Origin of the sequence: Pseudomonas sp. JL2 (assembly GCF_031570495.1) — a bacterium.
GTDB classification, from domain to species: domain Bacteria; phylum Pseudomonadota; class Gammaproteobacteria; order Pseudomonadales; family Pseudomonadaceae; genus Aquipseudomonas; species Aquipseudomonas rhizophila.
Window position 1 is genome coordinate 34,057 of record NZ_JAKUDH010000011.1, and the last position, 25,711, is coordinate 59,767.

Below are 25,711 nucleotides of genomic sequence, written 5' to 3' on the forward strand. Positions count from 1 at the left end.
GCTTTAATCGCTCGAGCCCGAAAAAAGCGCAAGCCGGTTGCCGAGATGAACGTGGTGCCCTACATCGACGTGATGTTGGTGCTGCTGGTCATCTTCATGGTGACCGCGCCGATGCTCAATCAGGGCGTGAAGGTTGATCTGCCCAAGGTTTCCAGTGAAGCCTTGCCGCAGGACAACGACACCCAGGTCCTGACCATTTCGATCAAGGCTGACAAGACCTACTACTGGAACCTTGGCAGCGAAGTCGACACCGAGAAGCAGCAGGACCGGGCCATGACCTTGCCGCAGATGACCGATGCGGTGACCAAGATCATCAACGCCGGCAACAGCAACGGCAAACGCACCCAGGTCTTCATTCGCGGCGACAAGACCGTCGACTACGGTGCGGTGATGGGCGCCATGGGCGGCCTGCAGAAAGCCGGGGTCGGTAATGTTGGCTTAATCACTGAGGCGCCCTGATGCAGCAACAGCGAGAGCCGTCCGCCTCGGAAAGCTACTTCTGGCCTAGTGTCTGGGCAATTGGCCTGCATGTGCTGGTGTTTGGCATGCTGTTCGTCAGTTTTGCCATGACGCCGGAGCTGCCGCCGGCCAAGCCGATCGTGCAGGCGACCCTGTATCAGCTCAAGTCCAAGAGCCAGGCCACCACGCAGACCAACCAGAAGCTTGCCGGTGAGGCGAAGAAATCCGCCGCGCGCCAGACCGAAGTCGAGCAGATGGAGCAAAAGAAGGTGGAGCAGGAAGAGATAAAAGCTGCGGAACAAAAGAAAGAGCAAGCGGCTCAAAAGGCCGAAGAAGCCAGGAAGGCTGACGAAGCCAAGAAGGCCGACGAGGCGAAGAAAACCGCCGAGGCCAAAAAGGCCGAAGAAAAGAAACTGGCTGATATAGCCAAGAAAAAATCCGAAGAAGAAGCCAAGAAAGCCGCTGAAGAAGAGGCCAAGAAAGCGGCCGCTGAAGAAGCGAAGAAAAAGATTGTCGAGGACGCGAAGAAAAAAGCGGCCGAAGACGCCAAGAAGAAAGCTGAAGCTGACGAGGCGAAAAAGAAAATCGCCGAAGACGCGAAGAAGAAAGCCGCCGCCGACGCCGCCAAGAAAAAGGCTCAGGACGCAGCGCGTAAATCCGCCGAAGAGAAAAAGGCCCAGGCCTTGGCAGATTTGCTTTCCGACACGCCGCAGCGCCAGCAGGCATTGGCTGATGAGCAGGGCGATGAAGTCGCCGGCAGTTTCGATGATTTGATTCGCGCCCGAGCGGCAGAAGGCTGGGCTCGTCCACCTTCGGCACGCAAAGGCATGACTGTAGTATTGCAAATCGGCATGTTGCCCGACGGTACGGTTACCTCGGTCAGCGTGGCCAAGTCCAGCGGTGATGGCCCGTTCGACGCTTCGGCGGTCGCAGCGGTCAAGAACATTGGGCGATTGACGGAAATGCAAGGAATGAAACCGAGCGATTTTGCTCCCTATCGTTCATTCAAGATGACATTCACACCTGAGGATCTAGCCTTGTGAGAAACCTTCTTCGATCAATGCTGGTCGTTATCTGCTGCCTGGCAGGGATAGCGGTAGCAGAGGAAAAGAACATTCTGGTCACCAGCGGCAGCGATCGGGCGACCCCGATCGCCGTCGTACCGTTCGGCTGGCAGGGCGGTAGCGTCCTGCCGGACGACATGTCGGAAATCATCGGTAATGACCTGCGCAACTCGGGTTATTACGCGCCGATTCCGAAGCAGAACATGATCAGCCTGCCGACCCAGGCCAGCGAAGTCATCTATCGCGACTGGAAAGCTCTGGGCGCCCAGTACCTCATGGTCGGCAACATTGTGCCGGCCGGTGGTCGCCTGCAGGTGCAGTACACCCTGTTCAACGTCGCCACCGAGCAGCAAGTGCTGACCGGTAGTGTGTCGGGCAGCGTCGATCAACTGCGTGACATGGCGCACTACATCTCCGACCAATCGTTCGAGAAACTCACCGGCATCAAGGGTGCGTTCTCTACCCGCATGCTTTATGTGACGGCCGAACGCTTCTCTGAGAAAAACACCCGCTATACCTTGCAGCGTTCAGACTATGACGGTGCTCGTGCAGTGACCCTGCTGCAATCGCGCGAGCCGATCCTGTCGCCGCGTTTCGCCCCCGATGGCAAGCGCATCGCCTATGTTTCGTTCGAACAGAAGCGCCCGCGTATTTTCATGCAACACATTGACACCGGTCGCCGTGAGCAAATCACCAACTTCGAAGGCCTGAACGGTGCGCCAGCCTGGTCGCCGGACGGTACGCGCCTGGCATTCGTGCTGTCCAAGGACGGTAACCCGGACATCTATGTGATGAACCTGGCTTCGCGGGCGATTTCTCGCGTGACCAACGGTCCCGGCATCAACACCGAACCGTTCTGGGGCAAGGATGGCTCGACCATCTACTTCACCTCCGACCGTGGCGGCAAGCCGCAGATCTACAAGACCAGCGCCAGTGGTGGTGGTGCCGAACGCGTGACGTTCGTCGGTAACTACAACGCCAACCCTAAACTGTCGGCGGACGAAAAGACCCTGGTGATGATCCATCGCCAGGATGGCTTTACCAATTTCAAGGTGGCGGCTCAGGATCTGCAGCGCGGTAGTGTAAAGATCCTCACTGATAGCACTCTGGACGAGTCGCCTACTGTTGCGCCCAACGGCACCATGGTAATCTACGCCACCCGCCAGCAGGGCCGGGGAGTCTTGATGCTCGTGTCCATTAATGGACGCGTGAGGCTCCCGCTTCCTACCGCACAAGGCGAAGTCAGAGAACCGTCCTGGTCCCCTTACCTGAACTGACGCGGCGCAATACGTTTTACTTAACACACTGGGGTTCATTAGGAGTTTCACGATGGAAATGCTGAAGTTTGGTAAATTTGCTGCGCTGGCTCTGGCCATGGCTGTAGCTGTAGGTTGCTCGTCCAAAGGCGGCGACAACGCCGGTGAAGGCGCTGTTGATCCAAACGCTGGTTACGGCGCTAACACTGGTGCAGTTGACGGCTCCCTGAGCGAAGAAGCTGCTCTGCGCGCAATCACCACCTTCTACTTCGAATACGACAGCTCGGACCTGAAGCCAGAAGCCATGCGCGCTCTGGACGTTCACGCCAAAGACCTGAAGTCGAACGGTGCTCGCATCGTTCTGGAAGGCAACACCGACGAACGTGGTACTCGTGAGTACAACATGGCACTGGGCGAGCGTCGTGCGAAAGCCGTTCAACGCTACCTGGTACTGCAAGGTGTTTCCCCAGCTCAGCTGGAACTGGTTTCCTACGGCGAAGAGCGTCCAGTTGCTACCGGCAACGACGAGCAGTCCTGGGCTCAAAACCGTCGCGTCGAACTGCGTAAGTAATTCGTCATGCGAACGTGCCGCCGTGCTGTAACTGTTCTGGCTCTCAGCCTCGCGCCGCTTGCGGTGTGGGCTGCGGTTCCCGTGGTCGATAATGATTCCGGCTATAACAATAGCGCAAGCAATTATCCGCCTGCAGGTTACGGTACGAGCGGCGCCTATGCCGGGGGAGGGGTTTCGGCCCCTGTCTCGGCACAGGGCCAGCTGTTCAACCAACTGCAGCAAATGCAAGACCAGATTTCACGCCAGCAAGGCGCGATTGAAGTTCTGCAAAATGAAGTTTCGCGCATGAAGCAGGAAAGCCTGGAGCGATACCAGGATCTTGATCGGCGCATAGGAACCGGCGTTGCACCTGCCGCGACTCCTGAGAATTCTCCAGCCGGTGGCGACTTGAACGCCCCTGGCGCAGCCGCAGGCGCGGGAGCAACTGCTCCGGCACCTGCAGCCGGCGGTGAGCCGGCTGATCCGGCGAAGGAAAAGCTCTATTACGATGCGGCCTTCGATCTGATCAAAGCCAAGGATTTTGACAAGGCCAGCCTGGCCTTTGCCGCTTTCCTTCGCAAATACCCTAACAGCCAGTATGCGGGCAACGCCCAATATTGGCTGGGTGAAGTGAACCTGGCCAAGGGCGACCTGCAAGGTGCCGGTCAGGCCTTCGCCAAGGTCTCGCAGCTCTATCCCAAGCACGCCAAGGTGCCGGACTCGCTCTACAAGCTCGCTGACGTGGAGCGTCGCCTGGGCCACACCGACAAGGTCAAGGGCATTCTGGAGCAGGTGGTGGCCCAATACCCGGGTACCTCCGCCGCCCAATTGGCTCAGCGTGACTTGCAGCGTATGTGAGGCTGTTTGATCCGTTTCGAAGAAACCCGCGCTTGTCGCGGGTTTTTTCGTTAGAATTCACGCCCTTTTTATGAAACACGCTTCTTGGGATCTGCGCGTTGGCGGGGTTGCTGGAAGTGCCTGACGGAGGCGGACAGCCTGTTTAGCTGTTACGCCCGTGGCGACTATGCAAGACACATTGAGAATTACCGAAGTTTTTTACTCGTTGCAGGGTGAAACGCGAACGGCCGGGCTGCCCACAGTATTTGTGCGCCTCACCGGTTGCCCGTTGCGTTGCCAATACTGCGACAGTGCCTACGCCTTCAGTGGCGGCACCCTGCGCAGCCTCGACGACATCCTTGAGCAGGTGGCCGGTTTTCGCCCGCGCTACGTCTGCGTTACGGGCGGCGAACCACTGGCGCAACCCAACGCCATCCCCTTGCTCAAGCGATTGTGCGATGCCGGTTACGAGGTATCGCTGGAAACCAGCGGCGCCTTGGACATCGCACCCGTTGATCCGCGAGTCAGCCGCGTCGTCGATCTGAAGACCCCAGGGTCCAAGGAAGCCCATCGCAATCGCTATGAGAACATCGAACTGTTGACGCCCAACGATCAGGTCAAGTTCGTTATCTGCTCGCGGGAAGATTATGACTGGGCCGTGTCCAAGCTGATTCAATACGGGCTCGACCAGCGGGCTGGCGAAGTGTTGTTTTCGCCAAGTCATCATGACTTGAACGCCCGGGAGCTGGCGGACTGGGTGGTGGCGGACAATTTGCCGGTGCGCCTGCAATTGCAGCTGCATAAATATCTTTGGAACGACGAGCCGGGGCGCTGATATGACTGAACACTCGAACATTGCAGAAAAACGTGCCGTCATCCTGTTGTCCGGCGGCCTCGATTCCGCGACGGTCGTGGCCATGGCGCGTGCCGAGGGCTACCGCTGCTACACCATGAGTTTCGATTACGGCCAGCGCCACCGCGCCGAACTGCACGCCGCCGAGCGGGTGGCCCGGGACCTGGGTGTCGTCGAACACAAGGTGATCGGCCTGAACCTCAATGGCATCGGCGGCTCGGCCTTGACCGACAGCTCCATCGACGTGCCTGAAACTCCCAGCGAAGGCATCCCGGTGACCTACGTGCCGGCACGCAACACGGTGTTCCTGTCCCTGGCCCTGGGCTGGGCGGAGGTGCTGGGTGCCCGTGATATCTTCATCGGCGTCAACGCCGTGGATTATTCCGGCTACCCGGACTGCCGTCCGGAGTTCGTCGAAGCGTTCGAGCGTATGGCCAACCTGGCGACCAAGGCCGGTGTAGAAGGGCAGGGCTTCCGTATTCAGGCACCACTGCAGAATCTCAGCAAGGCCGACATCGTTCGGGCGGGGGTGAAGCTTGGCGTGGACTACGGGCTCACCGTTTCCTGCTATCAGGCTGACGATCAGGGGCGTGCCTGCGGCAAATGCGACAGCTGTCGCCTGCGTGCCGAAGGCTTCGCGGCGGCGGGTGTGAGCGATCCAACCCCTTATTTTTGATTTATTTCAAATTAGGTGTTGAATAGTCCTTAGAAATCAGTATTATACGCGCCACCACACAGCGGGTCGTTAGCTCAGTTGGTAGAGCAGTTGGCTTTTAACCAATTGGTCGTAGGTTCGAATCCCACACGACCCACCATTTTTAGCAGTTTTAAAAGTCTGGAAGGCCCACGAAAGTGAGGATTTCCGGATTTTTTTTTGCCTGTAGAAAACTCGCCGCTTGAAAACCGGAACCACCCGACGATTCGAGTGGTTCCCTGGGTTGTTAAAGCAAGCCGTCCTCGGCGCATACCTTCACGATCTGTTCGCGAAACCAGATGTTGGCGTTGTCCTGGCCGGGTTTCTCGCTCCACATCATATCCAGCGTAAAGTTCGGTAAGCCCACTGGTGGCCTGCGATGGCTGTATTTGCCTTCATCGCAGGTCAACGCCTGGATACGCCGAGGCAACGTCAGGATGAAGTCGGTTCCCGGAATCATATTCAGTGCTGCCACGTAGCTGTTGGCCCGAGCGACAATCTGTCGGTTGTAGCCTTGCCGGGCGAGCCAGCCGTCCACCATGTTGGTGTCGGAGGTCCAGGGCGTCGGAAAAACATGCTGGCAGGCGACGAACGCCTCCAGATCAAATTCCTCCCTGGGCAGTGAAAAGTCTTTATCGACCACGCAGACCAGTTCATCTTCCAGTAATACTTGCGAGCGCAACCCCTTCGCGCCGCGATGAAAGTTGGGGCCAAAACAAACAACCAGGTCGAATCGACCCTCCATCAATTCGTCAACCGGAATGTCTTTGTGAAATTTCGTGATGTTAATGATAACGGGGAAACGGCTGCCAATGAATCGTTTCACTAGCTGGGGAAGTATAAGAAGTTCGAAGTACTCCGGGGCGCAAATATTGAATGTTATTTCTTTCTGCGTGGGGTCGAATGTTTGAATGCCGGAGTGGCATATATTTATGGTCTTGAGGATGTTGAGTACATGGCTGTACATGGCTGTGGCTTTGTTCGTGGGCCGCATGCCACTACGGGTATTGATGAATAACTCATCTTCGAAACTTGTGCGCAGCTTCTTCAGGCAGTAGCTCACGGTTGACTGGCTCACACAAAGGGTCTCGGACACCTCGGTGACGCTGCTTTGCTCGTACACCGCGACAAACACCATCAGGTCCTGCATGTCCAGCTTTCTAAGCAAATTACTATTGAGCATAAGATCCTTCTCGGCGCAATCCATCAGCTAGCGTCCCTTGTTTTTATGACAAAGGGGTTTATTTATATATTAGCGGAAGGCATTTATTTTTTAAATGGCTTGTGGGAATTTTCTTAAATATGCTCGCCTCGCTTTTTATAGAAATCCTGCACAAGGACGGAGGAGGACGATATGCAAATTCGCGTCGCAGAAACTAAGACACCGTTATGGGTGCAAGCCACTGAAGTAGTGAAAGAGAAATTTCGCCGTTCTTATTCGGCGTCCGTTGAACCGAATCCACAATACTTTGCGGTCACCCAGGATCCGTCAGACCGTATTCTTGCCTGTGCCGGTATTACATTCGCGGACCACCGCACACTGTTTTCCGAGCAATACCTGGCGCAACCGATAGAAGTGATTTTGTCCCAGCGCCTGGAGAAAACCATCGACCGCTCAAACATTGTCGAGATCGGCAACCTTATCTCCCATCACCTGACGGCCGGCATGATTCTGGTCAACATGATTCCCCTGTTGTCCTGGTGCATGGGTGGGCATTACTTGTTGTGTACGGTGACACCCCGCGTTCGGCAAATGATGGAAAGTTGCCAAATCGATTTCGAGCCGCTGCTGACAGCAGACCCTGCGCGCCTGGGCGAGGAGGGTGGCAAGAACTGGGGGACTTATTACTCCAAATTGCCTGTCACCGGGTTCATCCGGGTAGACCCGCAGCGCTCGCGTTTCGCGGCCATGACGCTCAATACCTCGTTCACCCAACTGCCTGGCGATTCACTGGCGAGGGCGCAGCCATGAGCGGCGGATTTATCCATCACTTGCAAAGCGCGTTGCAAGACAATCGCCAGGCTGTCTGCGCGGTGGATTGGTCGGCGTCGGGCGGCGAGCCGGTGGCATTGACCTATGGCGAGCTGGAACATCGTGCCCTCAATCTGGCCGCCGAACTGCAACGGCGTTTTCCCAGCCCGGCCCATGGCGATCATGTGGTTTTGGGAATTGCCACGCGTAACAGCAGCGACTGGCTGGTGGCCGATCTTGCTTGCCTGTTTGCCGGGATTACCGCGTTACCGTTGCCATTGGCTTTCAGCCAGGCTCAGGCGGAGCATCTGGCCGAGCGTTGCGACGGGTTTGTAGTGGATGCCGCCGGGCAGCGGACACTGGCGCAGCGATGGAAGTTGAATTTCCCTGAAAGCCGTTTGCGCCACATCAGCGAGCCGGTCATCGAACAGCCTTTGTTGCATACGCCCGACGGTGATGAAGACTGGATCTGCAAAATCATTCACACCTCGGGCACGACCAGTCGCCCGAAGGGCGTGCAGTTGAGTACCCAGGCGGTCGGCGCCGTGCTGGCATCGCTGCGTCAACGTATGCCCGCCGATGCTCATCGCCGTTACCTGTCGCTGGTGCCCTTGAGTTTGCTGCTCGAACAGGTGACTGCCGCCTATCTACCGTTGCTGGCGGGCGGAACCGTGCATTTCTTGCCACCGAACGAAGCATTGCTCGGCGAGCCTGGGGCTTCGCCACAGCGTCTGGTCGAGTGGATCCTGCAGGTCCAGCCAACGGCCCTGACAGTGCCGCCGGTGATGGTCAACCGCTTCCTGGAACAAATGGACGAGGGCGGCGAGCAGGGCGAGAGACTGGCGCGCTATCTGCAATCGGGTGCGCATATTACCTGTGGCGGTGCGGCGGTCAGCATCGATGTACTGCGCGGACTGGAAGAACGGGGCATTGCTGTGTACCAAGGCTACGGCCTGTCCGAGAACGCCTCGGTGGTCAGCATGAACACCTTCGAACAGCAGCGCCTGGGCAGCGTGGGCAAACCCTTGCCCCATGTCCAGGTGCGTATCGGCGCCGACCAGACCATTGAGGTCAAGAGCAGCTCACTGTTCAGTGGCTATTCCGGCACGGACCCCAGTGCCTGCTCCATGTCCGCCGATGGCTGGATGGACACTGGAGACCTGGGAATGCTGGACGACGATGGCTACCTCTATGTGCACGGGCGTAAGAAGAACGTGATCTGCCTGCCCAACGGGCGCAACGTCAGCCCCGAACAGGTTGAGCTGGAGTATCGCAAATACCCCGGCGTCAACGATGCAGCAGTGTTTTTCGATGAGCGCCATGGCCTGGTGGCGTTGCTGTGTGTCGAGTCGGCCCCCGCGCGCGATGAGCTGGTGGCCTGGTCCGCCCGGCGTTTTTCCGACATCGAAAGACCCAGCCGACTCTGGTTGTTGACCCAGGACGACCCGTTGATCGAGCAGCTTTACACCGTTACCGGCCGGCCAAAACGCGCCGACATCGCCACTGTTTTTTCCACTCTGCAAGAGATTGCATCCAATGACCACGCCTGCTTTTCACTTTGAAACCGCGGACATCTCCATCGTCGAGTCGCACCACTTCGCCAGCCTGGGCAAGAGCGAGCTGTATGAGCTGCTGGGCCATTACGGGGTCGTGCTGTTTCGTAACTGTATCCACAGCGCCGAAGATTTCAGCGCCTACGTCAAACAAAACAGTTCGCGGCTGAGCCTGGATCCGGCCCGCGTCATGGTGGGCGGCGCGGCACAGTTGGTGGACGCGGGACATCAGGCGGTTGGCCTGCACTGCGAAAACGGTAACTCGCCGTTCTGGCCGGACATGACTTGGTTCTATTGTCAGGAAGCACCACGCAAGGGGTCGCAAACGACGTTGTGTGACGGTGAGAAGGTGTTGGCGAAACTGTCTCCAGCCTGCCGCAGTTTTTTTGAAGAAAACCCTATCCGCTACAGCCGTACCGTTGCGGGGGAAAAGTGGCGTCGTTTGGTTTGCCACTATTCGCCAGCGTTGTCGGACCCGGCGGCCGTCGAAATCGAGGACCTGTGGCAAATCATCGGGGAGGACCCGCAGACGGTTATTTCCTTCAACCCGGCCGATGACTCCATTCACTACGCCTTCAGCACCCCGGCGATCCTCACGTCCGCGTTCAGCCAGCGTCCGGCCTTCGCCAACAGCATCCTGGGACCTTCCTTCAACTACGAAGCTCCGGTGATCGACACCGTGGGGGGGCAGCCGATTCCTGCCGGGTTTCTGCGGGAAATTGCCGAAGTGTCCGCCCAGTACACCTGCCCGGTTGGCTGGCGCGATCACGACGTGGTGATGATCGACAACCGTCGGGTCATGCACGGTCGTGAAACCATCGTCGACGAACGTCGACGCATCTTCAACGCCTTGAGCTATCGCTGAGACTCATCATGACGAACAACAACAAATACATTGTCAGTGGACAGTACGAGAGTTATCTCGATGGCGATGGCCGGCAGATTATCGACCTGAGCGGCGGGTTCGGTTTCCAGGTGCCGCCGGTGATCGAGGCGGTCAGTCGCCAAGCGGACATCATGGGGTTATCCAACCGGGTGCTGATGTCCCAACCGCTTATTGCCTTGTGCCGACGCCTGGCCGAGCTGCTGCCTGCGCCGCTCGTCAACTCTTATGTGTGCAGCTCCGGGGATGAGGCGTTCGAGGGCGCATTGAAGTTGTGCAAGGGCCTCAAGCCCAAGGGCAACACCATCGTGTTCATCCAGGGGGGGGATTATGGCGCGCTGACCTACGGACGTTGCCTCAGCGCCGCGCAAGATGATCTGGCCGTGCAGAGTTTTCTAGGGTTCAAGCGAGTGGCGATTCGGCATCTCGCTGACCTGGACACGGTGGACTGGAGCGATTGTTTCGCGGTGTGCCACAGCAACACCCGCGTGGATGCCAGCGGCCAATTGCAACTGCTCGATCCTGCACTGCTCGAGCAATTGCATGCCCGCGCAGCACAGGCTGGCGCGCCGGTCATCGCGGTCGACACCCACAGTTGCCTCGGTAGCTTGGGGACGCTGTTCGGTTTCCAGCGTTATCGTCCTGTCCCGGACATTGTCGTGCTTGGGGGCCCCTTGGGGGGCAGCGCGATTCCCATCGGCACCTATACCTGCAGCGAGCGCATGGCCTGGCAGGTCTATGGGCGCAGCAGTCCGGCCAAACACGGCAGCACCACCGCTGGTAATCCGATGGCGTGTGTAGCGGCCCTGGCCGCCCTGGATTATGTGCAGGCCCACGACTCGCCTCTGCATTGTCTGGAGAACGGTCAGCGGCTGGTGCAAACCCTGGCGCCATTCGGAGCAGTGGCCGTGGGTGGCTGGGTCAGCCTGCCGCTGGCCGATGATCTGCAGCCGTCCCTGCTGTGCGAAGCGCTTTACCAGCAAGGCGTTTATATCAGCCCACCCCGGGGCCGCGAATTGATCTTGCGCTGCCCGATCACTGCACGCCCCGAACAGATTCAACGTGCCGCCCACCTCATCAAGGAGACGCTAAGCCATGTCCTTACTCAGGCCGCATGAACAACTGCTGGATGATTGCCAGCGGCACTGGAGCGCATCGGCGGCCAAGCTGTATCGCCTGGGCAAGACCAGCGTAGAACAGCAGACCGATGGCATCCATGTCACCGATCACACCGGCAAGCGCTTCATTGACTGCGCGTGCAGCTACGGGGTGTTTATCGTCGGGCATCGCAACCCGACGGTGCGTGAGCAGGTGCAGGCGCAATTGAATCAGTTGGCCTGGGTCCCGGAAGGCCGGCGCCATCCGCTTCAAGACAAGCTGTCCGAGCGGCTTTGCCAACTGGTGCCGGGAGAATGGGGCGACGTGCAATTCATGGTTTCGGGTGCCGAGGCCGTCGAGCAGAGCCTGCGTTATGTGCTGCGGATCCAGCCCCAGCGGCGCAGGATAGTCGTGATGAGCGGCTCTTATCATGGCAAGACTTTGGCGGCGATGAGCATTCTGGGCCAGCAACAGCACCACAGCAGTTATGGCATCGCTTGCCCCGAAGTGACCTGTGTCCCCTACGGCGATTTCGCCGCCCTGCAAAAGGCCGTGGGCGAGGGCGTCTGTGCGGTGTACGTCGAGCCGATTCTGGGCGGCGCTCATCTGCAGGTGCCCCCGGTGGGCTACATGGCCAACCTTCGCGCCTTGTGCGACGCCACGGGCACGCTGCTGGTGGCGGATGAAATCCAGACCGGTTTCGGCCGTTGCGGCAAATGGTTCGCCGTGCAATATGACGATGTGGTGCCTGACATCATGATCCTCTCCAAGGGCCTGACCGGCGGCTACACCTCGTTCGCTTGCGCCATGTACAGCCGGCGCCTGGCCACCCAGTATCCACTCAGCGAAATCGAGCCCGACACGCGAACCAATGGCGGGCATCCGCTAGCGTGTGCCTCGGCGCTCGCGGCCATCGACTACATCGAGCAACACAACCTGGTGGAGCTGTCGCGGGTCAACGGTGGGTTGCTGCGCCACGGTCTGCAACGACTGGCCTTGCGTTATCCGCACATCATCGAGGATGTGCCGGGCGTCGGCCTGATGACGGGCCTGCGCCTGCGTGGTTCGGTCTATGAGGCGCTGATGAGCATGGAGCTGGGCAAGCGTGGCGTCCACGCCGGGCATTCCATGAATGAAAAGGCCGAACGCCCGGTGTTGCGTTTTTATCCGCCGCTGAATATCACGCCCGAAGCCTTGCAGCATGTCCTGGCGATGATCGAAGAGTCCCTGCAAGCCATCGATCGGCGCCCGGCGCTGGCGGTGAAAGCGTTTTCCCTGGTGGTGCGCAACATGTATCTGTTGCCCAACAAGTGGCTGCGCAGCAAGGAGGCGTCATGAGCCTGTTCAACCCCGATACGCTGACCCTGCGGGAAATGGCCGGTCTGCTGCGCCGTGGCGTGCTGACCAGTGTCACGTTGCTGGAGTTTTACCTGCAACGCATCGCTGAGCGTAACCGGCACATCAACGCACTGATCCAGCTGGCGCCAGTCGAGGAACTGCGGCGCCAGGCTCGCGAGGCTGACGAGATGGCGCGCGTTGGCCAGATCAGTGGCCCGCTGCATGGCATTCCCATCACCATCAAGGATGTCCTGCATGTGCGTGGTTTCAAGATGTCCCGAGGGCTGGGGGAGCTGTTGGGCGAACCCAGCGAGCAGGACGCAACGGCCGTTGCCCGGCTTCGACAGGCCGGGGCGATCATTCTGGGCATCAGCAATGTGCCTGAGCTGTGCATGGCCTTCGAAACCGAAAACCTGGTCTACGGCCGGACCCTGAACCCCCACGACCTGCAGCGCTCCGCCGGCGGCAGCAGCGGCGGTGAGGCCGCGGCGATCGCTGCCGGATGCTCGCCGGCCGGGCTGGCGTCCGATGCATGTGGCAGTGTGCGGATACCGGCGCACTTCAATGGCATCTGCGGCTTGAAACTGACCCAGGGACGAGTGCCGCTGACCGGCCAGTTTCCCAATGACCGTTCCGGGCTGTTCCACATGACCTCGGCCTTTGGCGTGATGGGCCGCTATGTCGATGACCTGGCGCTGCTCGGCCAATTGATCAGCGGTGCCGACGGACAGGATCCGGACACCGTCGATGTACCGTTCACCGCCAGCGAGCCGCTGGCCAGCCTGCGGGTGGCGCTGTTCTCGGCGTCGAGCCGCACGCCGGTCAGCGCGGCGGTGAACCAGGTATTGCAGCACGTCGAACGGTGCCTGGGCCCGGTGGTGGCCGAGGTGAGCACGGTCGCGCCGCCGATGCTCGATGAGGCCTGTGATGTGCTGTGGCGGGTGTTCATCACCGGCGCTGACGCCGGTCGAGGTTGGCGGCAATTGTTCGAGTCCATGAACAAGCGACGTTTTACCCCGGCCATCGCTCAATTGCTGGATATGAGCGAAGCGGTGGAGCTGACCGTGGATGAGGTCAAACGCGACTGGATCATGATCGATACGTTTCGCTATGAGTTGGCGAAATTCTTCAAGCAGCATGACCTGTTCATCTGCCCGGTATTTCCGGATGTGGCGTTCCGTCACGGGGAGTCCCTGGAGGATCGCGACCGGTATGCCTTCGTGTTCCCGTTCAGCCTCAGCGGTTCCCCGGCAGTAGTGATCCGCGCCGGAACGGACCCGGCTACCGGGATGCCCATCGGCATCCAGATTGTCGGGCCTCATTGGCAGGAAGAACGGTTGTTGGCAGTGGCTGCTTTCCTGGAGCGTGAGCTGGAGCGCTGGAGTCCGGTTACGCCCCGTCCGGCATCGACGTACTGACCGCCCTCAAGCCGTGACGGTTCTGGTGTTTCGGCTGCTGAGCACCAGTGCCAGCATGCCGATACCCACCAGGGCAGCACCGAGGATCTCGATCATCAGCGGTTGCTGCCTGAGCCAGAACCAGTGCAGTACGGTCACGAACAGGGTGCTGAGGTAGACATAGGAAACCACCGTGGACGGCGCGATCACCCCAATTGCCCGGTGCAACAGCCAGAAGGTGGCGAGGGTGCCGAACACGGCCAGGTACATCAGCCAGCCGATGTCCAGCGTCGACAACTGCAGAGCGCTGCGCCAGCCGCCGCTGAACAGGCAAAACACCAGCAGAAACAGCGCCCCGAACAGCATGTTCCAGAACGTCATCGTCACCGGGTCGCGGCCTTTCAGCGCGCGGACCTTGAACCGTTGGCTGAGGGGGGAATACAGCGCCATCGCCAGGCAACCGGCGCCGAAAACCAGCACGGGATAGAGCGCCGGCAATTGTCCCGGAGCCGACCCTTTGAGGGTCAGCAACACTGCGCCGATCGCTGCGGTCGACATCGGCAGCAGGCGGGTCTTGAGGCTTGGGTTGGGCAGCAGAAATACCTCGAACAACAAGGTCATCAACGGCACCAGCGTGTACAGCGTCGCGGTATTGACCGCCGAGGTGTAGCGCAACGCTTCGAACAACGAACCGAAGTACGTTGCCAGCAACAGGCCAAGTACGGCATGGGCCAGCAGGCCTTTGCCGGAGACCGGCGAGGTGTTTTTCAGCAGTAACAGCGGCAGGAACATCAGGGCGGAAAACAGCAGTCGCAAGCCGGTGAGCAGGATCGGATCGATTGACTGACTGACCTGCGCCGCGGCAAAGAACGACGCTGCGATCAGGATTGCCCAGATGAGCATGCCCCAGTGAGCGGCTGCGAAACCGACGTTTTTCATCAAGGTTCTATTCCTGCTTTCAAATACCGTAACGTCATGAGGGACAAATCGGCCGGCTATCATGGTGAGTGTGAAAAACAGGGCCGCAGTCAACTGCAGCCCTTTGACGCCACTAGCTGATGTGTCGCGCGTAGTGTTTGGGATTGAAGCGCAGGACCATCACGATCATCAGCGCCATGACCGCCGTGAGCGACCACCAGGCCCATTCGAAGCTGCCCAACTGATCGCGGATCATCCCGGCAATCAACGGCGAGAGGCCAGCGATCAGGTAGCCGATACCTTGCACGAACGCCGTCAGACCACCGGCCCGACGTGGGTTGTCCAAGTGATCGAGGGACACGATCAGGCTCATTGGGAACAGACCGCCAATGCCCAGCCCCAGCAGGCAAGGCCACAGCAGGCTGAAGCGGTCCGGGCTGAGGATCAGGCCGCAGAACCCCGCGATGATCAGGGCCAGCAAAACCGCCAGGACCAGGCGCTTATCCTGGCTGCGGTTGGCAATCGCCGGGGTGACGAGGCCGGACAATACTTCCATCGCGGTGAGGAACCCCAGCAGCAGGCCGGCGTGCTGTTCGCTCCAGCCTTTCTCCACGTAATACGGCGCTAGCCACGCCAGCACGCAAGTGTAGGAGGCGGTGCCGAGGCCGAAGAAGATCGCCAGCAGCCAGGCCCGCGAGTTGCTGAAAAACGATTCCTGGCGCTGTGCCGGGGCTGCGGGCAAGGGCGTGACGGCCGCGCGCTGGGCGTACCAGCAGCCCAGGGCGATCAACGCCAGCAGTGCCCAGATCGCCAGGCCGATACGCCAGCTGCCGGTCTGCGCCAGGACGAACGGAGAAAACGACGCCGCAATCGCCGCGCCGCCCATGATGGACGTGACGTACAGGCCCATGAACAACGAGACATTGTCGGCGAAGCGCGATTTGATCAGTGCCGGCATCACGGCTTGGATCAGGGCGATACCGATCCCCGCCAGCACCGCGCTGATAATCAGCTCGACGGCGCTGTCCAGGTACAGGCGCGATGCCGTGGCGATGCCGATGATCAGCAGCGACAGCACGATGGTGCGGTGCTCACCGATGCGCAGGGCAATGCGCATGCCCAAGAACATCGCCAGACCCATGGCCATGACCGGCAACATGGTCAGTAACGAAGCGGTGCTGAAACTCAGCGGCACCTCGCCGCGAATGGCTGATAACAATGGCCCGACAGCCGCCATAGAGGGGCGCAGGTTCAGTGCCACCAACACCACGCTGACCATCAGCCAGACGGCGTGGGTGCTTGAAGTTCGAACGTTTTCCATAACAGAGCCTTGCTGGATAAAGCTCCATTTAGGCTGGGATGTGAGGGGTGGGGCAAACTGAAATCTGGTGGGGGGTATTTAAAAATCAGGTGCACTCCAAACCCCTGTTCAGCGGAGTCAGTCGTGCTATTCCATCGCCGGACTCAACGTCCCGAGCCATGCCACCAACGCCAGTATTACCACCGCCACGGACAACTCCAGAGCCATGCTGCGCCGCAGGGCATTGACCGCCACGCTGTGCTCCCCGGTCTGCCGAGCCTGTTCCAGCAACGGGCTCAGATGAAAACGATTCAGCGCGGCAAACACCAGCATCGCCGCGAACAACACGACTTTAAGCGCCAGCAATTGACCATAGGTGCTATCCAGCAGCCCGTCGACGCGAGGACCGACGATGAACAGATAGTTCACCACCCCTGTCACACTGATCACCACCACAATCACCGCTCCGGCTGTTTCAAACCCGGTCAGGGTTCGCGCCAGGACCGGCAGCCGGTGTTCAGCCTGGCGAAGCAGCAGGGCAAACGCAGTCAGGGCGCCCACCCAGCCGCCCGCCGCCCACAGGTGCAGAAAATCGGTGATGAAGTGCCAGTTACGGCGCAGGCCTTCGTCCATGGCGCCATGCCCGGCCCAGGCCAGTGTCGCCAGGGCCACGGCACCGCTGAGGGTGACCAGCCACAAGCTGGCGGTCGGTGCCGGGTGGTTCAGGGCCACAGCAATTGTCGCCAGCAACAGCGCCGCGATCCGAACACGCCAGCTCAAACCCACGTCGGTTTCGAACACCATCATTTCAATGTGCGGCAGCAGCTCGTTCCAGTCGGTGACGCCGCTCATGGCCCAGGCCATGCACAGCATGGCGGCCACCGACAACAGCACGCCAAACAGCGCTGTGGTCAGCACAAGTGCTTTGAAGTGCACCACCACGCCCGAGATCCGCTCTGGACCGCGCAAGCTATACAGACCGAACGCGGCCAGGCCGAACAACACCATCAGATCCAGGTACAGGGCAAAGCGCAGAACAATGTTGAGCAGGTCAATGTTGATCGAGGCGCTCAAGTCACTTCACCTTGAACGTGACATTGCCAGTGATCGGGTGAGTATCGGACGACACCGCGCGCCACTGGACCTGGTAGGTGCCGGTGGTGAGCGGAGCGTTCGGGGTAATGACCATGGTTTTGGGGTCATCGCTGCCGGAGACCTTGGCCTTCATGGGCATGGGCGAGTGCGCCGACATGCCGGGCATCCCGGTCATGACCAGCTTGGCGCCGGAGAACTTGGTCATCAGGTTCTCGGAAAAATGCAGTTCGATCTTTGCCGGCGCCGCACCTTCAGCACCTTCGGCGGGCGTGGAGGAAAGCAGCTTTGGGTGCGCTTGGGCCAGGCCACTGATTAACAGACCTGTGGACAGCGCGACGGTGACTACAGCGGTTCTGATAAATGACATGCAAGGACTCCTACAGCTCAGGTTTCTAGTTTTTTTGGTTGATTGAGATGACATGCACCCTTAGAACCACATGCGCACGCCCAGCACCAGGCGTGCCTCGCTGCGGTCTTCGTTCTCTTCCCGGGCGTAGTCGGCAGTGTTGCCGTAGACGCGGTTCCAAGTGACGCCGATATAAGGGGCGAACTCACGGCGGATTTCGTAGCGCAGCCGCACACCCACTTCAGTGTCCGACAGCCCGGAGCCGACACCGCGATCGGGATCGTTCTTGCCGTAAAAGTTGGCTTCGGCGGTGGGTTGCAGGATCAGACGATTGGTCAGCAGGATGTCGTAGTCGCCTTCCAGGCGCACCGCACTCTGACCGCCTTCGCCGATGAACGCGGTGGCCTCGGCTTCAAAGTTATACAGCGCCATGCCCTGTACACCGAAGGCGGCCCAGGTTTGCGGGTCGCCCGGCTTGAAATCCTGGCGCACGCCGGCGACCACGTCCCACCAGGGGCTGACGGCATGCCCCCACAGGGCCTGGAGTTCGGCTTCCTCGGTCTTGCCGTTGGTGCGTTCGCCTTCGGAGCGCAGCCACAAGCGATCGATGTCGCCGCCGATCCAGCCCGAGGCGTCCCAGCTCAGGGCACTGCCATCATCGGCGTCTTGCCATTCCAATTGGTCGATGAGCAAGAATGAATGGATGGCGCTGTCATGCACGGCATGGCCGCCATGGTCTTCGTAGACGGCGGCGCGGTCGGCGTCGGTCAGCTCGGGAATCGGCGTGCGGCTGCTGGTGGGGGCCGATTGCATCGGTTCCATACCCTGCATCGAGTCCATGCCTTGCATCTGGCTATGGTCCATCCCCTGCATCTGGCTGTGATCCATGCCTTGCATGGCATCGCTCGCGGCCCAGGCCGAGCCAGTGGCGCCCAGGGTGAGGCTGGCAAAAAGTGCCAGGGGGTAGTGAAAAATAGTGGTCATGGTCGGCTCCTCATTCCTGCACCCGAACTTCACGGAACATCCCCATCTCCATGTGGAACAGCAAGTGGCAGTGATATGCCCAGCGTCCGAGGGCGTCGGCGGTGACCCGGTAACTGCGTTTGGAGCCCGGCGGCACATCGATGGTGTGTTTACGCACCATGAACTGGCCATTCTCGTCCTCCAGATCGCTCCACATACCGTGCAGGTGGATGGGGTGAGTCATCATGGTGTCGTTGATCAGCACGATGCGCAGGCGCTCGCCGTACTTGAGCAGCAGCGGTGCGGCATCGGAGAACTTCACGCCGTTGAACGACCAGCTGAATTTCTCCATGTGGCCGGTCAGGTGCAGTTCAAGGGTGCGGCCCGGTTCACGCCCGTCGGGGTCGGGGAACGTGCTGCGCAGGTCCGAGTAGGTGAGGACCTTGCGACCGTTGTTGCGCAGGCCCATGCCCGGGTCGTCGAGCTTGGGGCTGACGCTCATGGCCTGCATGTCCACCAGCGGATTGTCTTTTTCGGAGTCTGGATGGGACAGCCCGTCGTCCATGCCTTGCATGGAGCCGTGGTCCATCCCCGCCATTTGACTGTGATCCATGCCCGCCATGCCCTGCATCGAGCCGTGATCCATACCACCCATGCCCATGTCGTCCATGGTGACCAGTGGCCGTGGATCCAGCGGCGGCACCGTTGCCGAAAGACCGGAACGGGTCGCCAGGGTGCCGCAGGCGTAGCCGGTGCGATCCATCGATTGGGCAAACAGCGTATAGGCTTCTTCGCTTGGCTCGACGATAACGTCATAGGTTTCGGCCACGGCGATGCGCAGCTCATCGACGCTCACCGGTTTGACGTACTGTCCATCGGACGCCACCACGGTCATTTTCAGGCCGGGGATGCGCACGTCGAAATAGGTCATGGAGGAGCCATTGATCAAGCGCAGGCGAAGGCGTTCGCCGGGTTTGAACAGACCGGTCCAGTTCATGTCCGGCGTCTGGCCGTTCATGAGGTAGGTGTAGGTGGCGCCACTGATGTCGGCCAGGTCGGTGGGGTTCATCTTCATTTCGGCCCACATCTTGCGATCGGCCACGGTGGCGGCCCAGCCGTTCTTGCCGACATCGTCAATGAAATCACCGACGGTGCGTTTGTTGTAGTTGTAGTAGTCCGATTGCTTCTTGAGCTTGCGGATGACATCGGCGGGGTCTTCGTCGGTCCAGTCGGTGAGCATCACCACGTAGTCGCGCTCGTACTGGAAGGGCTCGGGCTCCTTGGCGTCGATCACCAGTGGGCCGTAGACCCCGGACTGTTCCTGGAAGCCGGAATGACTGTGGTACCAGTAAGTACCGTTTTGCCGGACCTTGAATTGATAGACGTACATGCCATCGGGCTCGATGCCCTTGAAGCTCAACCCCGGCACGCCGTCCATGTTGGCCGGCAGCAGAATGCCGTGCCAGTGGATGGAGGTTGGATCTTTCAAACGGTTGCGCACCCGCAGGGTCACGGTGTCACCCTCACGCCAGCGCAGCAGCGGGCCGGGGATGCCGCCGTTGATGGTCTGGGCGGTGCGCGGATTGCCGGTGAAGTTGACCGGGCTTTCGCCGATGAACAGGTCGAATTCGGTGCCCGTCAGTACATTGGGTTGGCCGGGGCTGGTGACCGCCCAGACGGGCGCGCGCCACAAGCCCAGGCCAGCCAGGATGCCGCCGGCAGTCAGGCCTTTTACGAAGGTTCGCCGGGAAGTATTTGATTGCATGCCGTTTGAAGTCCGTCAGTCGATTTGCAGCGAGCACAGGGGCGTCCGTGTGCAGGGTTGAAAGAAAGATGACACAGGCGGGAACGCGAAGTGATTACATTTCAGTCAGGTTGACGCGGCTATGGGAGCAAGGCTTGCTCGCGATGAAGGCCATGCGGTTTTTCAGAAATCGAGGCGCCAGCTTCGCGGGCAAGCCTTGCTCCCACAGATAGAGCGCTGGCCACAGGGCACAGGTCAGAATGATCTTTTGCAACGGCGGGTTATTCTGTAGCCTTGCCGGCTTCACGCTATACCGTGCCTGATTGATACCCACTTTCCCGGCGGTACCCGAGTGGTCCGGAGCCGGGTGTATACTCGACTTTCGCGCAAAACGCGCCTGCAGGTCTTGCGAACATGACGCAAATTTCCGAACGCCTTCTGGTTCAGGCCCATCTCGACGCCAAACAGCCCAAGCCGCTGACCGCCGAGCAAGAGGCCTGGTACCGCGCCGCCATCGCCGCCGAGCTCAAGGCTCAGGATGCGGTGCTGGTCGCGCACTTCTACTGCGACCCGATCATCCAGGCCCTGGCCGAAGAGACCGGGGGCTGTGTGTCCGACTCCCTGGAAATGGCCCGCTTCGGCAACGCCCATCCGGCCAAGACCGTGGTGGTGGCCGGGGTCAAGTTCATGGGCGAGACCGCCAAGATCCTCAACCCCGAAAAACGCGTATTGATGCCGACCCTGGAAGCCACGTGCTCCCTGGACCTGGGTTGCCCGGTGGAGGAGTTCTCGGCGTTCTGCGACCAGCATCCGGAACGCACCGTGGTGGTGTACGCCAACACGTCGGCAGCGGTCAAAGCCCGGGCCGACTGGGTGGTGACGTCCAGTTGCGCACTGGAAATCGTCGAGAGCCTGATGGACAACGGCGAGACGATCATCTGGGGCCCCGACAAGCACCTGGGCACTTATATCCAGCGCAAGACCGGCGCCGACATGCTGCTCTGGGACGGCGCCTGCATCGTTCACGAAGAGTTCAAGTCCAAGCAGTTGGAGGACATGAAGGCGCTGTACCCGGACGCCGCAATCCTGGTGCACCCCGAGTCGCCAACTTCGGTGATTGAACTGGCCGATGCGGTGGGCTCCACCAGCCAGTTGATCGCCGCGGCCCAAAGCCTGCCGAACAAAACGCTGATTGTCGCCACTGACCGTGGCATCTTCTACAAGATGCAGCAGTTGTGCCCCGACAAGGTCTTCATCGAAGCCCCCACCGCCGGCAACGGCGCGGCATGCCGCAGTTGCGCGCACTGCCCGTGGATGGCGATGAATACCCTGGAGCGCACGCTCAAGAGCCTGCAGGAAGGCACCAACGAGATATTCGTCGACCCGGCGCTGATCCCCCAGGCCATTCGCCCGCTCAAGCGCATGCTGGACTTCACCCAGGCGGCGCGGATGAAGCTGGCGGGCAATGCCTGAAGGTAGCTCCAAGTTGCAAGCTGCAAGTCCAAAGCTTGCAGCTTGCGACCTATTTCTTTTTCTTGGGAATTCGCACCAGCTGCGTATCCGAGTAGATGTCATGCCAGGTGCGCTTGCGCTTGTCTAACAGCGACCAGATGAAGCCCAGTCCCGCCAGCAGCAATGAGGCGATCGACACGACAAATCGCAACAGGGCCTGCCACAGGCTGATCGCCGTGCCATCGGCGTTCTGCACGCGAATGCACCACACCTGCATGCCCAAGGTCTGGCCGTTGTGGGTCCAGAACTTGGCGAAGAAGCCGAACAGCACGAAAAGCAGCACGGTGGACAGTAGCGGGTCGCCGTCCAGTGCGCCGGCGTCGGTGAGGGCGCGCATTTTTTCTTCGCCGATGATCGCCATCTGAATCATCTTGTAGACGCCGCCAGTGACGATCAGCAGGGCTGTGCACAGCAAAAAGTCATAGAACATCGCGGCCAGGCGACGGCCCAGGGTGGCGGGAGGGAACTCGCCTTGGGGGATGAGCAGGTGTTTGGGCATGACGGCCTCGGACGAAAAAGAGGCCATTTTACGGATTTACGCCCATAAAAAAGCCCCTGATATCAATCAGGGGCTTTTTTAATGCGCAAAAGCTACAACCTATGGGAGGGGTTCCACTTGGTCGGCCTGCATGCCTTTTTGGCCCTGCACTGCGACGAAAGTGACTTTCTGGCCTTCCTTCAGGCTTTTGAAACCGGTGCCCTGGATGGCGCGGAAGTGCACGAACAGATCCGGACCGTTTTCAGGAGTGATAAAACCAAAACCTTTTTCGTCGTTGAACCACTTGACGGTACCGCTCTGACGATCAGACATTTTCTTATTTCCTTGACGCTAAATTAATGACAGCCTCTTCCACATGAAAGAGTACTGGGGCTGGGTTGCAGGAAAGTAAGAGACGTCGAGCGGGATGTAGCGAACTTCATAAGCTACTGCCCAGGTCACGGTTCCAAGCGACCCATGCAAACACAGTGATCAAACTCTACGCCAACTATGAACAAAAAAACAACCCCCTCTGAAGGCCCCGTATTTGCTCGGCATTCTCGTATTTACAGGGGCTGCGGGCTGGGGCTTATTCGATAGGCTAGTTCAATTGTTTTCAACGTAATAGGTGCAATTTCAATATCGAGTAGACGCACCTTTTTATGGCGGTTGCGTTACACATTAGTGCACGTATAACGCAACCGCGTTACGTATAGAAACAGTCAATCAACCGCGGTAGTAGCGTTGTGGAACAAATGGCATTTTGCTTACAAGCAAAGGCACTTTTTTCCCACGCACGATGGCCCAGACTGGCGTATCCAGTGCGACATAGGCGCTGTTCAGGTAACCCATCGCCAACGGAGCGCCCAAGGTCGGGCCGAAACCGCCGCTGCACACCGTACCGATAATCTCGCCCGCTTCGTCGACGATCTCTGCACCTTCGCGCACGGGTGTGCGTTCCTGGGGCAGCAGGCCGACGCGTTTGCGCTTCACGCCGCCCTGTTGCTGGGCGAACACGGTTTCAGCGCCCGGGAAACCACCGGCCCTGACGCCATCGGCGCGGCGGGCTTTAGAGATCGCCCACAGCAGGCTGGCTTCGATCGGGGTCGTTTCGGTGTTCATGTCGTGGCCATAAAGGCACAGGCCGGCTTCCAGGCGCAGGGAGTCGCGAGCGCCCAGACCGATGGCGGCCACTTCCGGCTCTGCCAGTAGGGCGCGGGCCAGCTTTTCGGCCTCGGCGGCGGGCACCGAGATCTCGAAACCGTCTTCACCGGTGTAACCCGAACGGCTGACAAAGCAGTCCATACCCAGCAGCGTGACGCGCTGGAACTGCATGAAGGTCATCTTCGCCACGTCTGGCGCCAGTCGTGCAAGCACGGTGACGGCGGCCGGGCCTTGCAGGGCGAGCAGGGCGCGAGCTTCGAACAGTGGCTCGATGCTGCACTGGTCGCCGATATGGGCGCGCAGGTGGGCCAGGTCCTGCTCCTTGCAGGCCGCGTTGACCACCAGGAACAGCTCGTCGTTGCCCAGGTTGGCGACCATCAGATCGTCGAGGATGCCGCCGTTTTCGTTGGTGAACATGGCATAGCGCTGCATGCCCACCGGCAGGTCGATGATGTCCACCGGCACCAGGGTTTCCAAGGCTTTGGCGGCGTTTGCGCCGCTCAGGCGGATCTGGCCCATGTGGGACACGTCGAACAGCCCGGCCTGATCGCGGGTGTGCTGATGTTCTTTCATCACGCCCAATGGGTATTGCACCGGCATGTCATAGCCGGCGAACGGCACCATGCGGGCGCCGAGTTCGAGGTGCAGGGCGTGCAACGGGGTCTTCAGCAATGGTTCGGTGGACATATCAGCTCCTGGAAAAAATGTAGAAGTGAGGCAAGCGCATCAGCATTCGATGATGTTGACAGCCAGACCGCCGCGGGCGGTCTCCTTGTATTTGCTTTTCATGTCGGCGCCGGTCTGGCGCATGGTGCGGATGACTTTGTCGAGGGAAACGAAGTGATGCCCGTCGCCGCGCATGGCCATGCGCACCGCATTGATGGCTTTCACCGAGCCCATGGCGTTGCGCTCGATGCACGGCACTTGCACCAGGCCGCCGATGGGGTCGCAGGTCAGGCCGAGGTTGTGTTCCATGCCGATCTCGGCGGCGTTTTCCACTTGCTGCACGCTGCCGCCGAGCACTTCGCACAGGGCGCCGGCGGCCATGGAACAGGCCACGCCGACTTCACCCTGGCAACCGACTTCGGCGCCGGAGATGGAGGCGTTTTCCTTGTACAGGATGCCGATGGCGGCGGCGGTCAGCAGGAACCGCACGACGCCATCTTCATTGGCCCCAGGGATGAAGCGCATGTAGTAATGCAGTACGGCCGGGATGATTCCCGCCGCGCCGTTGGTCGGCGCGGTGACGACGCGGCCACCGTAGGCGTTTTCTTCGTTGACGGCCAGGGCATACAGGTTGACCCAGTCCAGCACCGACAGCGGGTCGCGCAGGGCAGCTTCCGGGTTCTTGCACAACTGACGGTGCAGCGCCGCCGCCCGGCGCTTGACCTTCAGCCCGCCCGGCAGAATGCCTTCGTTGCGGCAGCCGGCCGCCACGCAATCCTGCATCACCTGCCAGATCTTCAGCAGGCCGGCGCGGGTTTCGGCTTCGGGGCGCCAGGCACTTTCGTTGGTCAGCATCACCTGGCTGATGGACAAGCCATAGGTGGTGCAATGGCTCAACAAGTCCTTGGCGCTTTTGAACGGGAAGGTCAGGGGGGTGGCATCTTCGACGATACGGTCGGCGCCGGCAGCGCTTTCGTCGACGACAAAACCACCGCCTACCGAGTAATACTCGCGGCTGCGCACCTGCAGGCCCGCCGCGTCAAAAGCGCGGAAGATCATGCCGTTGGGATGAAAAGGCAGCGGCTTGCGAATCATCGCCAGGTGCAGTTTTTCGTTGAATTCAATGCAGTGTTCACCCAGCAGGTTCAGGCGCCCGTTGCTGCGAATCTCTCGCAAGCGGGCGTCGACCGTTTCAGTGTCCACGGTATCCGGGTGTTCGCCTTCCAGACCCAGCAGCACGGCCTTGTCACTGCCGTGGCCTTTGCCGGTGGCGCCGAGTGAGCCGTAGAGCTCGACCTTGACGCTGGCGGTGGTGTTGAGCAGGTCATCACGACGCAGCCCTTCGACGAAACGGGCAGCGGCACGCATCGGGCCGACCGTGTGGGAACTGGAGGGGCCGATGCCGATTTTGAACAGGTCGAACACGCTTAACGACATGGTGTTTCTCCGGTTTCTTTTTATGAGGATCGACGGTTTAAGGTCTGGCATAGATCCTTGTGGGAGCGAGCAGGCTCGCGATAGCGGAGTGTCAGGCAACATCTCTATTGGCTGTTACGCCGCTATCGCGAGCA

General features: G+C 60.0%; 25 protein-coding genes and 1 tRNA gene. 15 read left to right on the plus strand and 11 right to left on the minus strand.

From position 1 onward, the window contains the following. Nucleotides 1-6: 6 nt before the first annotated feature. From tolR to MKS85_RS15625, 8 genes are all read left to right on the plus strand, one after another. Nucleotides 7-459: a protein TolR gene (gene tolR, locus MKS85_RS15590; protein WP_160893274.1), complete on the plus strand. Its 453-nt coding sequence runs from the start codon at nucleotides 7-9 to the stop codon at nucleotides 457-459. Further along, entirely contained in the window at nucleotides 459-1,502 is a 1,044-nt protein-coding gene (gene tolA / locus MKS85_RS15595; protein WP_076383694.1) for a cell envelope integrity protein TolA, read from the plus strand. The genes tolR and tolA overlap by 1 nt, the downstream gene beginning before the upstream one ends. Beyond that, nucleotides 1,499-2,800 (plus strand): Tol-Pal system beta propeller repeat protein TolB, encoded by a 1,302-nt coding sequence (gene tolB, locus MKS85_RS15600; protein ID WP_076383695.1) that lies wholly within the window; start codon nucleotides 1,499-1,501, stop codon nucleotides 2,798-2,800. Before tolA ends, tolB begins: the two co-directional genes overlap by 4 nt. Before the next feature lie 52 nt (nucleotides 2,801-2,852). Next, a complete protein-coding gene (gene pal, locus MKS85_RS15605; RefSeq protein WP_047227063.1) occupies nucleotides 2,853-3,350 on the plus strand; it encodes a peptidoglycan-associated lipoprotein Pal in 498 nt (165 codons plus the stop codon). 6 nt (nucleotides 3,351-3,356) lie between these two features. Then, entirely contained in the window at nucleotides 3,357-4,187 is an 831-nt protein-coding gene (gene ybgF, locus MKS85_RS15610; protein WP_173406621.1) for a tol-pal system protein YbgF, read from the plus strand. A 166-nt stretch (nucleotides 4,188-4,353) separates the two neighbouring features. After that, nucleotides 4,354-5,001 carry a 7-carboxy-7-deazaguanine synthase QueE gene (gene queE / locus MKS85_RS15615; protein WP_047227061.1) on the plus strand — a complete coding sequence of 216 codons (648 nt, stop codon included), beginning with the start codon at nucleotides 4,354-4,356 and terminating at the stop codon, nucleotides 4,999-5,001. 19 nt (nucleotides 5,002-5,020) lie between these two features. After that, a complete protein-coding gene (queC, locus tag MKS85_RS15620) occupies nucleotides 5,021-5,695 on the plus strand; it encodes a 7-cyano-7-deazaguanine synthase QueC (RefSeq protein WP_171061329.1) in 675 nt (224 codons plus the stop codon). A 63-nt stretch (nucleotides 5,696-5,758) separates the two neighbouring features. Then, a tRNA-Lys gene (locus tag MKS85_RS15625) sits at nucleotides 5,759-5,834 on the plus strand. A gap of 126 nt (nucleotides 5,835-5,960) precedes the next feature. Here the strand turns inward: MKS85_RS15625 and MKS85_RS15630 are convergent. Then, nucleotides 5,961-6,896, minus strand: a complete 936-nt coding sequence (locus MKS85_RS15630) for a LysR family transcriptional regulator (RefSeq protein ID WP_047227126.1) — start codon at nucleotides 6,894-6,896, stop codon at nucleotides 5,961-5,963. 171 nt (nucleotides 6,897-7,067) lie between these two features. On the opposite strand from MKS85_RS15630, the gene MKS85_RS15635 reads away from it, so the two are divergent. Genes MKS85_RS15635 through MKS85_RS15660 form a run of 6 tightly spaced genes read left to right on the plus strand, consistent with a single transcriptional unit; the run spans nucleotide 7,068 to nucleotide 13,975 of the window. Further along, a complete protein-coding gene (locus MKS85_RS15635; protein WP_047227059.1) occupies nucleotides 7,068-7,685 on the plus strand; it encodes a thermostable hemolysin in 618 nt (205 codons plus the stop codon). Beyond that, nucleotides 7,682-9,247 carry an AMP-binding protein gene (locus MKS85_RS15640; RefSeq protein ID WP_188252011.1) on the plus strand — a complete coding sequence of 522 codons (1,566 nt, stop codon included), beginning with the start codon at nucleotides 7,682-7,684 and terminating at the stop codon, nucleotides 9,245-9,247. The genes MKS85_RS15635 and MKS85_RS15640 overlap by 4 nt, the downstream gene beginning before the upstream one ends. Continuing rightward, nucleotides 9,222-10,103 (plus strand): TauD/TfdA family dioxygenase, encoded by an 882-nt coding sequence (locus MKS85_RS15645; protein WP_047227057.1) that lies wholly within the window; start codon nucleotides 9,222-9,224, stop codon nucleotides 10,101-10,103. The genes MKS85_RS15640 and MKS85_RS15645 overlap by 26 nt, the downstream gene beginning before the upstream one ends. A gap of 8 nt (nucleotides 10,104-10,111) precedes the next feature. Beyond that, a complete protein-coding gene (locus MKS85_RS15650) occupies nucleotides 10,112-11,239 on the plus strand; it encodes an aminotransferase class III-fold pyridoxal phosphate-dependent enzyme (RefSeq protein ID WP_160893248.1) in 1,128 nt (375 codons plus the stop codon). Beyond that, nucleotides 11,217-12,557 (plus strand): aspartate aminotransferase family protein, encoded by a 1,341-nt coding sequence (locus MKS85_RS15655; protein WP_107321977.1) that lies wholly within the window; start codon nucleotides 11,217-11,219, stop codon nucleotides 12,555-12,557. The genes MKS85_RS15650 and MKS85_RS15655 overlap by 23 nt, the downstream gene beginning before the upstream one ends. After that, nucleotides 12,554-13,975, plus strand: coding sequence for an amidase (locus MKS85_RS15660; RefSeq protein WP_188252009.1), 1,422 nt, complete (start codon nucleotides 12,554-12,556; stop codon nucleotides 13,973-13,975). Before MKS85_RS15655 ends, MKS85_RS15660 begins: the two co-directional genes overlap by 4 nt. 6 nt (nucleotides 13,976-13,981) lie before the next feature. On the opposite strand, the gene MKS85_RS15665 is transcribed toward MKS85_RS15660, so the two are convergent. The 6 genes from MKS85_RS15665 to MKS85_RS15690 form a co-directional block, all read right to left on the minus strand. After that, entirely contained in the window at nucleotides 13,982-14,893 is a 912-nt protein-coding gene (locus MKS85_RS15665) for a DMT family transporter (RefSeq protein WP_047227054.1), read from the minus strand. A 112-nt stretch (nucleotides 14,894-15,005) separates the two neighbouring features. Next, nucleotides 15,006-16,193 carry a cyanate transporter gene (locus MKS85_RS15670; RefSeq protein WP_047227053.1) on the minus strand — a complete coding sequence of 396 codons (1,188 nt, stop codon included), beginning with the start codon at nucleotides 16,191-16,193 and terminating at the stop codon, nucleotides 15,006-15,008. 126 nt (nucleotides 16,194-16,319) lie between these two features. Continuing rightward, on the minus strand, nucleotides 16,320-17,246 hold the full coding sequence (gene copD / locus MKS85_RS15675; RefSeq protein ID WP_223194518.1) for a copper homeostasis membrane protein CopD: 927 nt from the start codon (nucleotides 17,244-17,246) through the stop codon (nucleotides 16,320-16,322). Nucleotide 17,247: 1 nt separating this feature from the next. After that, nucleotides 17,248-17,634 (minus strand): copper homeostasis periplasmic binding protein CopC, encoded by a 387-nt coding sequence (copC, locus tag MKS85_RS15680; RefSeq protein WP_047227052.1) that lies wholly within the window; start codon nucleotides 17,632-17,634, stop codon nucleotides 17,248-17,250. Nucleotides 17,635-17,694: 60 nt separating this feature from the next. Next, on the minus strand, nucleotides 17,695-18,597 hold the full coding sequence (locus MKS85_RS15685) for a copper resistance protein B (protein WP_188252008.1): 903 nt from the start codon (nucleotides 18,595-18,597) through the stop codon (nucleotides 17,695-17,697). Between the two features lie 10 nt (nucleotides 18,598-18,607). Further along, complete coding sequence (locus MKS85_RS15690) at nucleotides 18,608-20,341, minus strand: copper resistance system multicopper oxidase (protein WP_188252007.1); 1,734 nt, start codon at nucleotides 20,339-20,341, stop codon at nucleotides 18,608-18,610. A 393-nt stretch (nucleotides 20,342-20,734) separates the two neighbouring features. On the opposite strand from MKS85_RS15690, the gene nadA reads away from it, so the two are divergent. Beyond that, nucleotides 20,735-21,793 carry a quinolinate synthase NadA gene (gene nadA, locus MKS85_RS15695; RefSeq protein ID WP_047227049.1) on the plus strand — a complete coding sequence of 353 codons (1,059 nt, stop codon included), beginning with the start codon at nucleotides 20,735-20,737 and terminating at the stop codon, nucleotides 21,791-21,793. Nucleotides 21,794-21,842: 49 nt separating this feature from the next. Here the strand turns inward: nadA and MKS85_RS15700 are convergent, their stop codons facing one another. The 4 genes from MKS85_RS15700 to MKS85_RS15715 all read right to left on the minus strand — a co-directional run bounded on the left by MKS85_RS15700 (nucleotide 21,843) and on the right by MKS85_RS15715 (nucleotide 25,577). Further along, a complete protein-coding gene (locus MKS85_RS15700) occupies nucleotides 21,843-22,331 on the minus strand; it encodes an RDD family protein (protein WP_188252006.1) in 489 nt (162 codons plus the stop codon). A 99-nt stretch (nucleotides 22,332-22,430) separates the two neighbouring features. Further along, complete coding sequence (locus tag MKS85_RS15705) at nucleotides 22,431-22,643, minus strand: cold-shock protein (protein ID WP_139049289.1); 213 nt, start codon at nucleotides 22,641-22,643, stop codon at nucleotides 22,431-22,433. 393 nt (nucleotides 22,644-23,036) lie between these two features. Continuing rightward, nucleotides 23,037-24,161, minus strand: coding sequence for a glycine cleavage system aminomethyltransferase GcvT (gcvT, locus tag MKS85_RS15710; protein ID WP_188252004.1), 1,125 nt, complete (start codon nucleotides 24,159-24,161; stop codon nucleotides 23,037-23,039). Between the two features lie 39 nt (nucleotides 24,162-24,200). Then, nucleotides 24,201-25,577, minus strand: coding sequence for an L-serine ammonia-lyase (locus MKS85_RS15715; RefSeq protein ID WP_047227046.1), 1,377 nt, complete (start codon nucleotides 25,575-25,577; stop codon nucleotides 24,201-24,203). Between the last annotated feature and the right edge of the window lie 134 nt (nucleotides 25,578-25,711).

Bases quoted from the DNA above. Each gene is read 5' to 3' on its own strand.
- tolA (WP_076383694.1), top strand. From the start codon at position 459: ATGCAGCAACAGCGAGAGCCGTCCGCCTCGGAAAGCTACTTCTGGCCT.
- pal (WP_047227063.1), top strand. From the start codon at position 2,853: ATGGAAATGCTGAAGTTTGGTAAATTTGCTGCGCTGGCTCTGGCCATG.
- ybgF (WP_173406621.1), top strand. From the start codon at position 3,357: ATGCGAACGTGCCGCCGTGCTGTAACTGTTCTGGCTCTCAGCCTCGCG.
- queE (WP_047227061.1), top strand. From the start codon at position 4,354: ATGCAAGACACATTGAGAATTACCGAAGTTTTTTACTCGTTGCAGGGT.
- MKS85_RS15630 (WP_047227126.1), bottom strand. From the start codon at position 6,896: ATGCTCAATAGTAATTTGCTTAGAAAGCTGGACATGCAGGACCTGATG.
- MKS85_RS15635 (WP_047227059.1), top strand. From the start codon at position 7,068: ATGCAAATTCGCGTCGCAGAAACTAAGACACCGTTATGGGTGCAAGCC.
- MKS85_RS15640 (WP_188252011.1), top strand. From the start codon at position 7,682: ATGAGCGGCGGATTTATCCATCACTTGCAAAGCGCGTTGCAAGACAAT.
- MKS85_RS15645 (WP_047227057.1), top strand. From the start codon at position 9,222: ATGACCACGCCTGCTTTTCACTTTGAAACCGCGGACATCTCCATCGTC.
- MKS85_RS15650 (WP_160893248.1), top strand. From the start codon at position 10,112: ATGACGAACAACAACAAATACATTGTCAGTGGACAGTACGAGAGTTAT.
- MKS85_RS15655 (WP_107321977.1), top strand. From the start codon at position 11,217: ATGTCCTTACTCAGGCCGCATGAACAACTGCTGGATGATTGCCAGCGG.
- MKS85_RS15660 (WP_188252009.1), top strand. From the start codon at position 12,554: ATGAGCCTGTTCAACCCCGATACGCTGACCCTGCGGGAAATGGCCGGT.
- MKS85_RS15665 (WP_047227054.1), bottom strand. From the start codon at position 14,893: ATGAAAAACGTCGGTTTCGCAGCCGCTCACTGGGGCATGCTCATCTGG.
- MKS85_RS15670 (WP_047227053.1), bottom strand. From the start codon at position 16,193: ATGGAAAACGTTCGAACTTCAAGCACCCACGCCGTCTGGCTGATGGTC.
- copC (WP_047227052.1), bottom strand. From the start codon at position 17,634: ATGTCATTTATCAGAACCGCTGTAGTCACCGTCGCGCTGTCCACAGGT.
- MKS85_RS15685 (WP_188252008.1), bottom strand. From the start codon at position 18,597: ATGACCACTATTTTTCACTACCCCCTGGCACTTTTTGCCAGCCTCACC.
- MKS85_RS15690 (WP_188252007.1), bottom strand. From the start codon at position 20,341: ATGCAATCAAATACTTCCCGGCGAACCTTCGTAAAAGGCCTGACTGCC.
- nadA (WP_047227049.1), top strand. From the start codon at position 20,735: ATGACGCAAATTTCCGAACGCCTTCTGGTTCAGGCCCATCTCGACGCC.
- MKS85_RS15700 (WP_188252006.1), bottom strand. From the start codon at position 22,331: ATGCCCAAACACCTGCTCATCCCCCAAGGCGAGTTCCCTCCCGCCACC.
- MKS85_RS15705 (WP_139049289.1), bottom strand. From the start codon at position 22,643: ATGTCTGATCGTCAGAGCGGTACCGTCAAGTGGTTCAACGACGAAAAA.
- gcvT (WP_188252004.1), bottom strand. From the start codon at position 24,161: ATGTCCACCGAACCATTGCTGAAGACCCCGTTGCACGCCCTGCACCTC.
- MKS85_RS15715 (WP_047227046.1), bottom strand. From the start codon at position 25,577: ATGTCGTTAAGCGTGTTCGACCTGTTCAAAATCGGCATCGGCCCCTCC.